Source organism: Arthrobacter sp. PvP023 (genome assembly GCF_017832975.1).
GTDB lineage: Bacteria > Actinomycetota > Actinomycetes > Actinomycetales > Micrococcaceae > Arthrobacter.
The window spans coordinates 1026082-1040730 of the sequence record NZ_JAFIBI010000001.1; the positions used below are offsets into that span (position 1 = coordinate 1026082).

The window sequence follows — 14649 nt, forward strand, 5'->3', positions numbered from 1 at the left end:
TGGTCGCTTATCGGATGGGAGTTCTGTTGGCCACCACGGGCGCGGCGCCCGTGTATCCGTTCCGGACCTCGGCGATTTCATGGATCCGTTTCCGGCAGGAGTACCAGCCCACCACCATCAGCGCGCAGGCCACAAGGGTCACCAGCAATGTAAGCGGGGAATCGATGAACACCATGACCAGCACGCCCAGCAGGAACAGCAGGCTGAGGTAGCCGGTGTAGGGCGCACCGAACATCCGGAAGGCGGGACGCTCCACCCAGCCCCTGTCCGCCCAGCGTTTCAGCTGGATCTGGCACACCACGATGGTGGTCCACGTGACAACGATGCCCACCGAGGCCACGTTCAGCACGATTTCGAAGGCCTGCGCGGGGACGAGGTAGTTCAGCGGGACGCCCAGCAGCGAAACCACCGCCGTAAGGGCGATGCCGCCGTAAGGGACGCCTGCCTTGTTCATGCGGGCGGCGAACCTGGGGGCGGAGCCGGCCATGGACATGGAACGGAGGATCCGGCCGGTGGAGTAGAGGCCGGCATTGAGCGAGGACAGGGCGGCCGTGAGGACCACCAGGTTCATGATGACGTCCACGCCCTCGATGCCCAGCGAGCCGAAGAACGTCACGAACGGGCTGACGCCCTTCTCGTACGACGTGTAGGGAAGCAGCAGCGCCAGCAGGAGGACGGAACCGACGTAGAACACCGCAATGCGGAACACCACGGAGTTGATGGCCTTGGGCATGATCTTCTCCGGGTTTTCGGTTTCACCGGCGGCGGTGCCCACGAGCTCGATGGAGGCGTAGGCGAACAGCACACCCTGCATCAGGATGATCATGGGCAGCAGTCCGGTGGGGAAGATGCCTCCGTTGTCCGAGATCAGGCTCAGTCCGACGTCCTGCCCGTCCACCGGCGTGCCGAAGATGACAAAGTACGTGCCGATGATGAGGAACGCCCCCAGTGCTGCCACCTTGATGAGGGCGAACCAGAACTCCAGCTCGCCGAAGACCTTCACCGAAACGAGGTTGAGGCAAAGAACCACGACCAGCGCGATCAGGGCCCAGGTCCACTGCGGCACCGCGCCCATCCACGGGACGTACTTGCCGAAGAAGTTCATGTAGAGCGCCACGGCGGTGATGTCCACGATGGTGGTGGTGGCCCAGTTGATCCAGTAGAACCACCCCGAGATGAAGGCGGCCTTCTCACCGAAGAACTCGCGGGCGTAGGACACGAACGAGCCCGACGACGGCCGGTGCAGCACCAGTTCGCCCAGCGCCCGGAGGATCAGGAACGCGAAGAAGCCGCAGACGGCGTAAGCGATCACCAGGGAGGGGCCGGCCGCATTGAGGCGGCCGCCGGCGCCAAGGAACAGGCCGGTGCCGATGGCGCCGCCGATCGCGATCATCTGGATCTGCCGCGCCTTGAGGCCCTTGTGATAGCCGGCGTCTTCCGCGTGGATGAGGGAATCGGGTGCGTGGGCGTGGCCGCCGTCGGCCTCGTACAAAGCAACCTCGCCATTGGGGTTGTTGGACATGGGTGTTCCTTTCGACCTGTCAAAGATCTAAATGGGGGTTCTAACGGGAGTTATTGGAAAACGCGGGGGAGCGGGTCAGAACACGGACCAGCCGGTGCGGTCGGCCAGGTCCGCGAGGGCCGCAGTCCCGGCCAGGGAGTTGCCTTTGGAATCCAGCCGGGGGCTCCAGACGCAGATGGCCACTTCGCCGGGAACGATCGCCAGGATGCCGCCGCCCACACCGCTCTTCCCCGGAAGTCCCACGCGATAGGCAAATTCGCCGGCCGCGTCATACATGCCGCACGTGAGCATGATGGAGCTGATGCGTTTGGCCTCGCTCCGGGAGACCACGGTGCCCTGCGCGCCCCGGCCGTCCTGTGCGAGGAAGAGCGCGGCCTTCGCCGTCTCCACGCAGGTCATCATGATGGAGCACTGCCTGACATAGTTCTCCACTACCGCCTGCGCCGGGCGCCGAAGGTTGCCGAAGTCCTTCAGGAAGTGCGCCAATGCAAGGTTTCGGCTGCTGTTGGCGAGCTCGCTCTTCGCGGCGTCCTCGTCGATGAACGGGCCCTGCCCGCCAATGCGGCGGCCCGCTTCGCGGGAGAGGAAGCGCAGGAGGTGTCCGGCGGCGTCGGGAGATCCTTCCATGAGATGGTCGGTGACCACCAGTGCGCCGGAGTTGATGAACGGGTTCCGGGGGATCCCGTGCTCCACTTCAAGCTGCACCAGGGAGTTGAAGGACGTGCCGGACGGTTCGCGAAGGACCCGGGACCAGAGCGCGCCGGGGTCATCCGCGCTGAGTGCGAGGGCCAGCGTGAAGACCTTGGAGATGCTCTGGATGGAGAAGGGAACCTCGGCGTCGCCGGCGCTGAACACGTCCCCGGCCGAGGTGGCCACTGCAATGCCGAAGCGGCTGAACGGCGGGGACGAGAGATGGGGGATGCCTGCGGGAACTGATCCTTCTTCAGTCCGCGGCCGGTGGTTTCGCACGATGTCGTCCAGGACCAGGTCGAGAGGCGGCGAGTCGAGTGCTGTCGTCATGGGTTGCCCGGGTGCTCCTTATGCTTGCCGGCCCACTCCTGGATGTGGAGCAGGGCGACCAATGAATGGCGGGGATCGGTGAAGTTCAGGCCGGTCACGCGGCTGGCCTTGCTGATCCTGTAATAAACGGTGTTCTTGTGCAGCTTCATGCGCTTGGAGCATTCGCTGACGTCCAGGGACGCCTCGAAATACACCCGAAGGGTCTCGGCCAGTTCCCTGTCATCGCGGAGGAGGGACCAGAGGCTGCGGTGGCGGAAAGCCGAGGCGGTGAAATTCTCCAGCGCTTCCTGGAAGAGGATGTCCACTTCGAAATCGTCCACGGTGGCCACGCCGGCGGTCCCGGACCGCCGCATGCAGCCGAGGAGGGCCTCCGTTTTGGCGGTCACCGAATGGATGGACAGCAGATCAGGGGCGACCGGTCCCACGGCGGCGAAGGGACTGATGCCCAGGTGCTTTCCGGCGTCCCGGACGATGGCTTCGGCCAGGCTCCGCAGTCCGGCTTCGGCGTTGGCAGACTGGAGTGCCGGGATGATCACTGCGGTATCGCCGTTGAACTGTCCCACGACGGCTGACTGTTTGTAGGCGGCCGCATGGATGGACGCGAGGTTGGCGAGTTCCCCGTGTTTGAGCGCTGCATCGTCGGCCTGTGCGTCAGTTGCTGACATTCCGATCAGAATGAGTGCCGCGGGGCGGTCCGCCGGGATCTTCTCGCTGTGGGCGCTCGCCGCGGCTTCTGCCGGACCGGAGAGGATCCGCGCAATCCGGTCCTGGCGCATGTGCACGGACTGCTGGTTGCGGTAGCGGATCAGCTCGGCGGACGCCCGTGCAGCGGATCCGGTGAGGACGTAGTCGACGTCGGCCCCGAAACCGCCTCCGGTTTCCTGCAGCCAGATGTACCCCATGATGCGGTCGCCGGCGAACAGCGTGATGGCTATGCGCTCACGCAGTCCGTCCTGTGGCCGGGCCGGAACCCTGACTGGCAGGCGTGTCCGGTGCAGTTCGCGGTAGGCGCCGAGGTCCTTGAGGAGGAGTTCGTATTTCCGCGGACCGCGGCGGGCAAGGATCGATGCCTTGCGGAGTTCGTCGATGTCATTCGTCACCGTGGAGTACGCCAGGACCTTGTTGGCGGCGTCCTCGATGACAACGTGGCTGGACGTCAGGCGTGCCGTGGTCTGCGCGATGGCGAACAGGTCTTCTTCCAGCAGCGTCAGCACTTCGCTCTGGTAGCTGCGCGGCGCGATGCGGTCCTTGGCGATGGACAGGAGCCGGTCCCAGTCGGCGGCCGGGTCCACCAGGAGAAGGCCTGTTCCTGCCGCGCGGAGCAGCTCTTCGGCTTCCTCAAGTTCCCCCTGACTGCCCTTGACGGCAATCACCAGGGGAGGATTCTTCAGAAGGCGCCGCAGCGCGGGCAAAGCGGAGCGCCCGCGAACCCCGATCAGCAGGACAAAGGCGGCGCCGCCGTCGGACGTCTCGTCGTCGGAGTCAATGATCAGGAAGCGTTCAATCGGGGAATCCGCGCGGGACGGCCGGAGGATGAGGCTGGCGAAACCCAGAGGGAGATCCGACAGGATGTCGTCCACTGTAGCTGCGGCCATGGGCTTCCTTCTGCGTTGATACCCCGCCGGACGGCTCTGTCCGGTCACCCCATGCTATCCAGAGCATTTCGCGGAAAATATGGATGCCGGACTAAATCCAGCGCTGCGTTTTAGGTCCCCAAACCAAGGCGGTGCCGGCCGGGGGAGCGGACAAGGAACGTCGGCTCTTGCGGCACGCCGCTTAGCGCACAGCGGACGACGGCGGGTGGTCCCGCCGTCGTCCGATTGCTTAGTGGCCGGCGCCGCCGGTCAGGAATCCGGCTCTGTTTTTCCAGGGGCGAGGGCGTAGAAGGGCGTGAACCGGCCCCTTTCGCCGGGGGCGATGTTGGAGCGGACGATCGAAGCGCTCTCAAGGGCGGCCAGATGGTGCCTGACGGAGTCCCGGCAGGAGGCGATGCCGTTACTGATATCGGCTACTTTGCTAGCGCCATTGCTTGCCAGGTAGTCGATGATTTGTGCCCTGATCGGTGTTCTCCGCGTCCTTGCCGTCCGCTCGAGGGTTTGCACGTCCTTCGGGCGCTGCAGCTCAAAATCAGCGGTCATTGGCTATGGCCTTTCATTCGGTGGGGTGGTGGGATTTGGTTGGAACGAGGGTGGCCGGACGAGGTCCGTTAGTGCATCGAAACGCGCTCAGGCTCCCTGCTGAATTCAGCGTCCAGCGCGTCGGGGGACGTTCCGGAAGGCGCCGCTTCGGGGCGGGAGGCGGACCTGTCGTGTTTCTGGCCGATGACCGCGGTGGCGATGGCATTTCCCAGGATGTTGGTGGCAGTGCGGCCCATGTCCAGGAGCTGGTCGATCACCAGCAGCACGCCAATGCCGGCGGCGGGGATACCGAAGCCGGGGACCACGGCGGCGACCACGACGAGTGACCCGCGGGGCACGCCGGCCATGCCTTTGCTGCTGAGGAGGAGCATGGCGGTCATCGCGATCTGCTGGCCAAGGTCCATGTCGATGCCGTAGGCGTTGATCAGGAAGACCGAGGCAAAGGTCATGTACATCATGGAGCCGTCCACATTGAACGAATAACCCAGGGGCAGCACGAAGCCGGTGGTGCGCTTTTCGATGCCGAACTTGGTCAGGCCTTCGATGAGCTTGGGCAGTGCGGCTTCGCTGCTGGAGGTGGCGAACGCGATCACCATGGGTTCACGCACAATCCGGACCAGGCGGAAGGCCGCCCGCCCCAAGAAAGCGACCGCGACGGCGATCATGATCGCCCAGAGCGCGGAGAGGGAAACGTAGAAGCCGCCGATGAATGAGGCGTAGGTGGCAAACGCGTCCAGGCCCTTGGCCGTGAAGGCTGCCGCGATGCCGGCAAAAACGCCCACCGGGGCCGCCTTCATCACATATCCGGTGACCTTCAGCATGACGCCCATCAGTTCGTCGATGGCATCCGCTATGGAGGAGCGGCCTTTCTTCCGGAGGTTCAGCAGGGCGATGCCGAAGAGAGCGCCGAAGACGAGGATCTGTAGGGGGTTGTTTTCGGTCAATGCAGCGAAGACGCTCGTGGGAATGATGTGGGTAACAAACGCCTGGTAATCGAGGGGCTTCGTTTCCATCCCCGCGTCACCGCCCGGCATCAGGTTGAGCCCGTCACCGACGTTGAGCACGTGGGCGGTGATGAAACCGAAGGCGCCCACCAGGACGGAAGCGGACAGGAACCAGATCATGGAGCGCCCAAAGAGCTTGCCCACGCCCGCGGATTTGGCCGCTCCCGCGATGCCTGAGACGAGGGTGGCGAAGATCAGCGGGGCAATGATCATTTTGATGAGGTTCAGGAACATGTGCGTCACGGTGTCGAGGACCGCCACGACGGACCCGCGTGAGTCCGCCGGCAGCAGCCAGTGGAAGAGCAGGCCGCTGAGGATTCCGAAGACGAGTGCGGCCAGAATCCACATCGTTGATTTGTTTTTCATAGTCAGTCCTTGGGTAGAGGCCGGGATATGTGGGCACGGCGGTGTGCCCCTGCTCCCGTGGTCGGGCTGGGTGTGGTTCGGGTGGGTGGGCGCTACTTGCTGAGGTTGGCCAGGCGTTGGGGGCTGAGGAGGTCTTCGAGTTGCTCGGCGGTGAGCAGGTTGTGTTCGAGGACGAGTTCGGCGACGCCTTTGCCGGTGGCGAGGGCTTCCTGGGCGATGGCGGTTGCGGTGGTGTAGCCGAGGTGGGGGTTCAGGGCGGTGACGAGGCCGATGGATTGTTCGACGGTGAGGCGGAGGTGGTCGGTGTTGGCGGTGATGCCCCGGATGCAGCGTGCGGTGAGGGTGCGGCAGGCGGCTTCGAGGTGGGAGATGCTCTTGTGGAGGCTGTGGACGATGATGGGTTCGAAGGCGTTGAGCTGGAGTTGTCCGGCTTCGGCGGCCATGGTGATGGTGACGTCGTTGCCGATGACTTCGTAGGCGACCTGGGAGACGACTTCGGGGATGACCGGGTTGATCTTGCCGGGCATGATGGAGGATCCGGATTGGACGGCGGGGAGGTTGATTTCGCCGAGTCCGGCGCGGGGGCCGGAGGAGAGCAGGCGGAGGTCGTTGCAGATTTTGGAGAGTTTCACGGCGACGCGTTTGAGGACGCCGGAGAGGTGGACGAAGGCGCCGACGTCCTGGGTGGCTTCGATGAGGTCCGGTGCGGTGACCAGGGGCAGGCCGGTGATGTCGGCGAGGTGGCGGCAGGCGGCTTCGGCGTAGCCGGCGGGTGCGTTCAGGCCGGTGCCGATGGCGGTGGCGCCGAGGTTGATTTCGTGGATGAGCAGGTCTGCTTCGGCGAGGCGGAGCCGGTCTTCGCCGATGGTGACGGCGTAGGTGCCGAATTCCTGGCCGAGGGTCATGGGGACGGCGTCCTGGAGCTGGGTGCGGCCCATTTTGACGATTGTGCGGAATTCCAGGGCTTTGGCGGCGCAGGCTTCTTCGAGTTCGGCCAGGGCGTCCAGGAGTTCCCGGGCGGCGAAGATGGTGCCGAGTTTCACTGCGGTGGGGTAGACGTCGTTGGTGGACTGGGAGAGGTTGACGTGGTCGTTCGGGTGCAGGCGGGTGTAGTCGCCTTTGGGGTGTCCGAGGATTTCCAGGGCGCGGTTGGCGATGACCTCGTTGGCGTTCATGTTCGAGGAGGTTCCGGCGCCGCCCTGGATGACGTCCACGACGAACTGGTCGTTGAGTTTGCCGTTCATGACGTCGGTGCAGGCGGCTTCGATGGCGTCGGCGCGTTCGGCGTCGAGGAGGCCGAGTTCGTGGTTGGTGCGGGCGGCGGCGAGTTTCACGGCGGCGAGTCCGCGGACCAGGTGCATGTTGGAGGAGAGCGGCTGGCCGGTGATGGGGAAGTTCTCCACGGCCCGGAGCGTGTGCACACCCCAGTACGCGGCGGCGGGAACGTCCCGGTCACCCAGGAGATCATGCTCGGAACGGGTTTTCGGGGCAGTAAGGGGAAGAGTCATGGGGGTCCTCGCGGGGCTTCGTTGACGGGTTTGGACGTGGAAATTCTTGGACTGTGGGAAATTTGTGGGGCAAAGAGCTTGGGCCGGGGCAGGCTGAAGGAACGCGCAGCCAGCAGGAGGCATGGGTGTGCCACGGCAGGGAGGCACGCGGGATTGCGGCGGGTGGGGCAGATCAGGGGACGCTGGGTGACATTCGGGGCTTGGGGTTTAGCGCGTATGGCCGGACGTGGAATTCTCTCTTCCGGGGACGATGGTGCCCAGGGCGCATTCCACCCCGTGCAGATGCATCCTCATGGCCTGGGATGCTTCCTCGGCTGATCCGCTCTCGATGGCAGCGAAAATGCGCGCGTGCTCTTCGCCGGATTCCTTGCGCCGGTCAGCCACGAGGTTGAGCGTGTTGGACTGGTTCGCCATGGCATCGCAGATGTCCGAGAGGAATGATTCAAACACGCCGTTACCGCTGCACCGGGCGATGGTCACATGAAACTCGGTGTTCAACAGCACCCACTGCTGCAGATCATCCTCCTCGGACATTTCCCGAAGGATTTCCCGAAGAGCCTCCACATCTTCGGCGCTGCGGCGCTGGGCTGCCAGGCCAGCGGCAGGCACTTCGACGTGGGGGCGGGCTTCCACCAGGGCGCTGGCTGAATACTTGCCGAGCTTGAGGTCCTGGGCCACTTTGTCAGCGATGACGAAGGTGCCCTTGCCTGTGTGCGTGGCGGTCAATCCCAGGGCGGTGCATGAACGCAGCGCCTCCCTGACCATCGTCCGGCTCACACCGTACTGCTTGGCGAGCGAGGCTTCGGAGTCGAGACGGGTGCCGACCGGAATCCTGCCGCCCTCGATGGCGCTGCGGAGGGACGCGAATACAGCCTCGGCCGCGCCGACGCGCACCACTCGGTCTTGCGCAGCTGTCCAGCTGTCCAACAGGTTCATATGACGACTATGGCACTTGTCACAGAACCTGTCAAAGGACTCCTGAATGTTGCGATGTCGGAGGTGGCTCGGCGCCCGCAAGGAACGCCGAATCAGCCGCGGTAGTCCTCCACCTGCTTGACCGGCCGTACCTCGGCCTCATCCGGATTCTCGCCGTACTGCATCTTGGCCCGCCGCTGGCGCAGCAGGTCCCAGCACTGGTCCAGGTCCTCTTCGATGCGCTGGAGCCGTGTACGGTCCGGGGTGTGCTCGGCGCCGGGCGCGGCGGACTCCGCTTTTTCACGAAGATCGCGTTCCTCTTCAACGAGGCTTTGGATGCGGTGCAGGATGTCCTGTTCGTCCACGGTGTCCTTCTTCCTGGAGGGGGTACCAGCCAGCGTAGTGTCGCCCGCGGTGCGTGACCAGATCAGCTTGCCGGACCGGCGGCCCTGGCGGCCGAAAGCATCGGAAGCGGACGACGGCGGGAGGTCCCGCCGTCGTCCGCTTCCGTCGTGTCTGCTTCCGTACTGCCCGCTAAAGGCTCCGCGCGTTGGCGAGGACCGGCAGTTTTGCGCGGACGTCGGTGATGACGGCGGGGTCGATGTCCACCACGGCCAGCTCAGGCTCCGCGCCCAAGGTGACTAGGGGAGTGCCGAGCGGTGACACCACGGCGCTGCGGCCGATGCCGGTGGGCGCGGTGCCTGCGTCGGGCAGCCCGATGCTGGCGGGATTGCCCTGGCCGCATGCCACCACGAAGGTGGTGCTGTCCACGGCGCGGGCCCGCACCAGCAGGTCCCACTGTTCCACCTTGCCTTCGCCGGCGCCCCACGAGGCACAGACGATATTGACCTGGGCCCCGGCCCGCGCGTTGGCCGCAAAGAGCGCGGGGAAGCGCACGTCGTAACAGGTGGCAAGGCCGATCACCGTGCCGTTGAGTTCGAACGTCACCGGCGACGTGCCGGCGTCCACCGAATCGGACTCGGCGAAACCAAATGCGTCAAAGAGGTGGATCTTGTCGTAGGAAGTATCGATCCCCGGGCCGGTGACCAGGAGGGTGTTGCGCACCCTGCCATCGTCCCCGGGGGTAAACATGCCGGCGACGACGGCGATATCCAGGTCGCCGGCAATGGCCCGGACGGCATTGGCCCACGGTCCGTCCAGCGGCTCGGCGATGTCCGCCAGGCTGTTGCCGAAGGCGCGCATCGCCGCTTCGGGAAACACCACCAGCTCGGCTCCGGCGGCTTTGGCCTGGGTGGCGTATTCTCGAATCACCTCCAGGTTGGCTGCCGGATCGGCTCCCGTGATGATTTGGGCCACTGCTAAACGCATGAAATTACTCCAGTCTGTTGTATACATGATGTATGCGAAAAAGTTCGGGGACAGCGGCGTCCGGCCGCGAGAAGGCGTACGCGTACCTGCGCGAAAATATCCTGATCGATCCCGAAGTCCAGGGGAAGTTCCTTAATGAGCAGGAGCTTGCCGCCGAGATCGGGGTCTCGCGCACTCCGGTGCGGGAAGCGCTCCTGCTGCTCGTCTCGGACGGCCTGGTGGAACTGATTCCGCAGCGCGGAGCGTACGTCCCACCGGTGACCGGCCGTGAAATGTCCGAACTGATGGAACTCCGCGGAGTGCTGGAAAGCCATGCCGCGCGCCTGGTCATCGAACAGAAGCGCGTCCCCGCCCGGACGATGCAGGACACCCTGGACCAGCAGGCGGCCCTTCCCGAGGACCTGAACCCGGAGGCTGCCCGGGAGTTCATCCGGCTGGACACCCTGTTCCACCAGCAGCTCATTGACGCCGCCGGAAATGAGCTCATTTCCCGGACCTACAGCAAGCTCCACGTCCGGCAGATCCTGGTGGGTGTGTCCGCGCTGTTCCGTACCGGAGGCCGGCGCGAGCAGGTGTGTGCCGAACACCAGGACATCCTCGATGCCCTGGTGTCCGGCGACGCGGCGAAGGCGCAGGAAGCCATTGACCATCACCTGGCCGTGACCCGGGACATCCTGCTCCGCACCTGAGGGAGTTTTTGTCCACATAACGCGACTTGCAAGGCTATTTGAACCCATGATGTGGACAAAAACTCTGGACCGTCAGCGGGATTCCGCGACGGCGGACTCCTGGCGCACTGCTGCCGATCCTTCGAGCAGCAGGCGGTAGTCCTCGTCCTCCACGGTGTTGGAATCCCGGCCGAGCGCCAGGCCCACTGCCGTGACGGCGGCGGCAACGGCCACATAGATGGCCACCGGAATCCAGGTGCCGAACTGGGACAGCAGCAGCGTGAACATCAGCGGTGCGATGGCGCCGCCGATCACGCCTGCGAAGGTGTAGGCCAGCGAGCTGCCGGTGGAGCGGAGCCTGGGGGAGAACTGTTCCACAATGAAGGCGGCCTGCGGCCCGTACATAAAGGAGTGTGCCATGAGGCCCAGGACGATTCCCGCGATCAGCATCGGCTCATTGTCTCCGCCGAGGATGCCGAAGAAGATGAACGTCCAGACGGCGCCCAGCACGGCTGCCGTGCCGTACACCAGGCGGCGGTTGAAGCGGTCCGATACGGCGCCGGCCAGCGGGATCATGAACAGCTGGAATGCGGAGCCGATCAGGACGGCGGTCAGGACCTGGCTGCGCTCGTAGCCCAGGGCCTGGATGCCGTAGGTAAGGGTGAAAACAGTGAACAGGGCATAGAGAACGTCCGGGCCAACCCGGCACAGGGTGGCGGCAATGAGCGGCCGGAGTTCCTTGCTGAAGACCTCCCGGACCGGGGCGTTGGGCTGTTCGCCGTGGGCCTCGATGGCCTTGAAGATCGGGGTGTCTTCCAGCTTCAGACGAATCCAGAGGCCGAATCCGACCAGCAGGGCCGAGACCAGGAAGGCGATCCGCCAGCCAAAGCTGATGAACTGCTCTTCGGTCAGGGTGAGGGTGAGGACTGCCAGTGCGCCGTTCGCCATGAGGTTGCCTGCGGGCGGGCCCACCTGGGCTGCGGATGCCCAGAAGCCGCGCCGGTGGGGATCTCCGTATTCACTGGAGAGTAGTACGGCCCCGCCCCATTCGCCGCCTACGCCCACGCCTTGGGCGAAGCGCAGCAGCACCAGGATGATCGGGGCGGTGATGCCGATGCTGCCGTACCCGGGGAGCACGCCGATCAGTACGGTGGCCACGCCGATGATCATGAGGGTGGTGACCAGGACCTTCTTGCGGCCGATCCGGTCGCCGAGCCGGCCGAAAATGATGCCGCCCACGGGGCGGGAAACGTAGCCCACCGCGTAGGTGGAGAACGCCAGGATGGTGCCGGTGAGGGGATCGGATGACGGGAAGAAGACGATGGGGAATACGACGGCGGCTGCGGCTGAGTAGACAGCGAAGTCGTACCACTCGAGTGCGGTACCGGTAAGGCTTGCGGCAAAGGCCTTGTACAGGCCCTTCGGATGCATCGGCTTGCCCGGGCGCGGCGCTGCGCCGGAAGCCTGAACTGGGACGTTGGCCATGGTGTTGTCCTCCACGAGATGTTTACGGTGACGCCTGTCACGCTGGCGTTAAATGTATACATTACGCATACTGGATGTACATTGGCGATCGTTTCCGGTTTCCGGTTTGTAAATTTCTCGAGCAGGACACGCAAAGGATGGACAGAACATGACGACTCTGAGCTTCGAACTTCCCGACGGCACCACCCGAAAAGTCGAGGTCAAGCACCTCCTGAACGCCGGCTACGCAGGGCGGGAACAGGAAGAAGTACAGGCCCACATCGCCGAGTTGGCCGAGCTGGGAGTTCCCGGCCCCGCAACCACACCGGCGCTCTATCCCGTGTCGCCCTACCTGGCCCAGCAGGTTTCCGAAGTCCGCGTGCAGCACGGCCGGACTTCAGGGGAAGCCGAATGGGCGCTGGTGATCACCGAGGACGGCGTACTGCTGACGGTGGCCTGCGACCACACGGACCGCGAGCTTGAGGTCCACGGCGTTGCCTGGAGCAAGAACGCCAGCCCTGACGTCCTGGGACGCAAAGCCTGGCGCCTTGACGACGTGCGGGAGCACCTGGACCAGATCTCGCTCAGGGGCTGGGTGGGCGAGGGCGATACGCCGGACACCCTCATCCAGGACAGCTCGCTGGGCGCGTTGCTGAGCCCCGATTACTGGCTGGACGTCCTCACTGAACGCGGCCTCAATGAGCCCGGCACCATCCTCATTTCGGGCACGGTGGCCATGACCCACGGCGTGGACCAGTTCGCCCGCAGCTGGAAGGTGGAGATGGCCGATCCGGTGACCGGCGCCTCCGTGGACGCCCAGTATGTGGTGGAACAGATGGCCGAGCCGATCGGCTGATTCGGCTCCCCGGAACCGACAAAAGCGGACGACGGCGGGAGGTCCCGCCGTCGTCCGCGCCGGGAGGGTCAGTGGGTGCCGAACGCGACGTCCACCGACGACGCGCCTCGCAGCGTCGCGACCTGCGCAGCCTCACCCTGTAGCGACACCCTGTCCCGTTCCGGCAACGAGCCGAACGTCGTGATGGTGAGGACCAGCTTCCGGCCGCTCTTGCGTGACCGCCATGTGCCGGTGATTTTGCCGTCTGCGAGGACCGTTCCCGGTTGGCCGACCATCCTCCACACTTCCCGGTGGTACTTCCTGTCGACGATCGTTTCGCGGTCGCGCATCTGCGCATAAGGGTCGCCGGGCGGGAGTAGTCGCACTCCCTTCGGTGCCGGTGCGGACCGCAGTGCGTCGAGATCCCCGGTGAGGATCCAGGACGTGCCGCCGTATTCGACCTGGGTCAGCTCGTCCCCGACCAGGTTCCACCAGGAGCCGGCGTCACCGGGATGGATCCCCGCCCACGAGGCGAAGTCGCCGCGCGTCGACGGTCCATAGCAGCGCAGGTAGCGGCGCAGCAGTTCGGCGCGTGCGAGTTCAGGGTCGATGTCCGGGATCGGATGGCCAAGCCACTCGTCGACCAGGACGAACGGTGCTTTGTTCCCCACGCGCGGCGCGAGGCAGACCACCCGCTGCAACGCGAGGATACGGACGCAGAAATGCACGACACCCTCACCGAGCGGCTGCCCCGGGGCGTAGGGACCATCTTCCTCCCAGACGTCGCGTTGTCGCTTCGGCAGCCTGCGGGCAATCCGCGTGGCGATCTCCACGCCCAACTCGTTGATGGCGAGCCTGCGCCCGGACAGCACGTCATGGATTTCGGCGGCGGCCAGCTCGACCGTCTCGCGCAGGCCCATGCCAAGTTTGTCCAACGCCGGCTCCACGCCGACAACCAGATGGCGCATCGCCTCCTCGGTCGGCGGTAGGACTCCGGTAGTGAATACCGGCGCGTCCGTGGCGGGGAAGTAGAACGGTGATCCGCGCATGCACCAGGTCTGCAGCAGACTCTTCTCCATGGCGATGGCGTCGGCCACCTGTTCCTGCGTCAGGTTGCGCACCCTGGCGTGCAGGGCAAGGAGGGCCGACCCGGGCGGGCTGTTCTGAATCGCGCACTTGCCGGCCGCGTCCAGCAGACCGCCTTCGCCCAACCGTTCGTCGAGATGATGGGCGGCCAGGCGGAACGCGATGACGTCGCCCTTCGAAACCCTGTCAGCCACTGGCACATAGTATCGCCGCCCGCAATGGCCGCGTCAGTCGCCCCCGCCCCCGCCGCCGTCGCCCCCGCCGCTGTCGCCCCCGCCGCTGTCGCCCCCGCCGTGGGAGCTGTCGCCGTCGCCGAAGTAGCCGTTGAAGCCTGAGTCGCCTGATCGGGAACCATTGGCCCGGCTGCGTGGCTTCATGACCCCGAACAGCAGCACGCCGGCCGCCTGGGGATCGCCGCCGGCAGCTGCAAAGGCGGCCCGCCGCCTGACTCCCAGGCGCCAGGTGGTGAACAGGAACGCGGCATAAGAGAGCGCCAGCCCCGAGAACGTGACCGTCCGCGCCGCTGAAGACTCAAGCCCGAATGCGGCGATCACAATGGCGGCGATGATCAATCCCGCCGGAAAAGCGAGGAGAAGGCGAAGAATCAACCGGCCACGCAGTCTGGCCTTTGACACGGGAAGCAGCGCGCTGCCACGGTTGCTTGTCCATCTTGTCTTCATGGCAAGCCTTGGCTGGTCCATCGGGCCCTCCCGGATATGGGTCTTGGTGAAACGCCGCGTCCGGCATGTTTCCTGATGCTGTTTGAATCCTACGTCCCGCCCGCCCGCGCCTCT

Annotated in this window: 14 protein-coding genes; 2 read left to right on the top strand and 12 right to left on the bottom strand. The window is 65.2% G+C overall.

Annotated features, from left to right (window positions below; all coding sequences use genetic code 11):
* Nucleotides 1-7: 7 nt before the first annotated feature.
* The 9 genes from JOE31_RS04770 to JOE31_RS04810 all read right to left on the bottom strand — a co-directional run bounded on the left by JOE31_RS04770 (nt 8) and on the right by JOE31_RS04810 (nt 9802).
* The gene (locus JOE31_RS04770) at nt 8-1522 is read right to left on the bottom strand and encodes an amino acid permease (protein WP_209742380.1); all 1515 of its coding nucleotides are present in this window, start codon (nt 1520-1522) and stop codon (nt 8-10) included.
* Nucleotides 1523-1597: 75 nt separating this feature from the next.
* The gene (locus JOE31_RS04775) at nt 1598-2542 is read right to left on the bottom strand and encodes a glutaminase (RefSeq protein ID WP_209742381.1); all 945 of its coding nucleotides are present in this window, start codon (nt 2540-2542) and stop codon (nt 1598-1600) included.
* On the bottom strand, nt 2539-4137 hold the full coding sequence (locus tag JOE31_RS04780) for a CdaR family transcriptional regulator (RefSeq protein WP_209742382.1): 1599 nt from the start codon (nt 4135-4137) through the stop codon (nt 2539-2541). The genes JOE31_RS04775 and JOE31_RS04780 overlap by 4 nt, the downstream gene beginning before the upstream one ends.
* A 249-nt stretch (nt 4138-4386) precedes the next feature.
* A complete protein-coding gene (locus tag JOE31_RS04785) occupies nt 4387-4680 on the bottom strand; it encodes an ArsR family transcriptional regulator (protein WP_209742383.1) in 294 nt (97 codons plus the stop codon).
* 68 nt (nt 4681-4748) lie between these two features.
* On the bottom strand, nt 4749-6050 hold the full coding sequence (locus JOE31_RS04790) for a dicarboxylate/amino acid:cation symporter (protein ID WP_209742384.1): 1302 nt from the start codon (nt 6048-6050) through the stop codon (nt 4749-4751).
* 92 nt (nt 6051-6142) lie between these two features.
* Entirely contained in the window at nt 6143-7558 is a 1416-nt protein-coding gene (locus JOE31_RS04795; RefSeq protein WP_209742385.1) for an aspartate ammonia-lyase, read from the bottom strand.
* Between the two features lie 207 nt (nt 7559-7765).
* A complete protein-coding gene (locus JOE31_RS04800; RefSeq protein ID WP_209742386.1) occupies nt 7766-8494 on the bottom strand; it encodes a FadR/GntR family transcriptional regulator in 729 nt (242 codons plus the stop codon).
* A 92-nt stretch (nt 8495-8586) separates the two neighbouring features.
* Nucleotides 8587-8838, bottom strand: a complete 252-nt coding sequence (locus JOE31_RS04805; RefSeq protein WP_209742387.1) for a DUF2630 family protein — start codon at nt 8836-8838, stop codon at nt 8587-8589.
* Between the two features lie 169 nt (nt 8839-9007).
* Complete coding sequence (locus JOE31_RS04810) at nt 9008-9802, bottom strand: carbon-nitrogen hydrolase family protein (protein ID WP_209742388.1); 795 nt, start codon at nt 9800-9802, stop codon at nt 9008-9010.
* A 32-nt stretch (nt 9803-9834) separates the two neighbouring features.
* Between JOE31_RS04810 and JOE31_RS04815 the strand changes: the two genes are divergently transcribed.
* A complete protein-coding gene (locus tag JOE31_RS04815; protein WP_209742389.1) occupies nt 9835-10491 on the top strand; it encodes a GntR family transcriptional regulator in 657 nt (218 codons plus the stop codon).
* A gap of 72 nt (nt 10492-10563) precedes the next feature.
* Here JOE31_RS04815 and JOE31_RS04820 read toward each other — a convergent pair whose 3' ends face one another.
* Complete coding sequence (locus tag JOE31_RS04820; RefSeq protein ID WP_209742390.1) at nt 10564-11955, bottom strand: MFS transporter; 1392 nt, start codon at nt 11953-11955, stop codon at nt 10564-10566.
* Between the two features lie 148 nt (nt 11956-12103).
* On the opposite strand from JOE31_RS04820, the gene JOE31_RS04825 reads away from it, so the two are divergent.
* Nucleotides 12104-12790 carry a DUF2848 domain-containing protein gene (locus tag JOE31_RS04825; protein WP_209742391.1) on the top strand — a complete coding sequence of 229 codons (687 nt, stop codon included), beginning with the start codon at nt 12104-12106 and terminating at the stop codon, nt 12788-12790.
* 68 nt (nt 12791-12858) lie between these two features.
* On the opposite strand, the gene JOE31_RS04830 is transcribed toward JOE31_RS04825, so the two are convergent.
* Together JOE31_RS04830 and JOE31_RS04835 are read right to left on the bottom strand one after the other, a co-directional pair.
* On the bottom strand, nt 12859-14049 hold the full coding sequence (locus JOE31_RS04830) for a winged helix DNA-binding domain-containing protein (protein WP_307864369.1): 1191 nt from the start codon (nt 14047-14049) through the stop codon (nt 12859-12861).
* A 33-nt stretch (nt 14050-14082) separates the two neighbouring features.
* Nucleotides 14083-14463: a hypothetical protein gene (locus JOE31_RS04835; RefSeq protein WP_209742393.1), complete on the bottom strand. Its 381-nt coding sequence runs from the start codon at nt 14461-14463 to the stop codon at nt 14083-14085.
* Nucleotides 14464-14649: the final 186 nt, after the last annotated feature.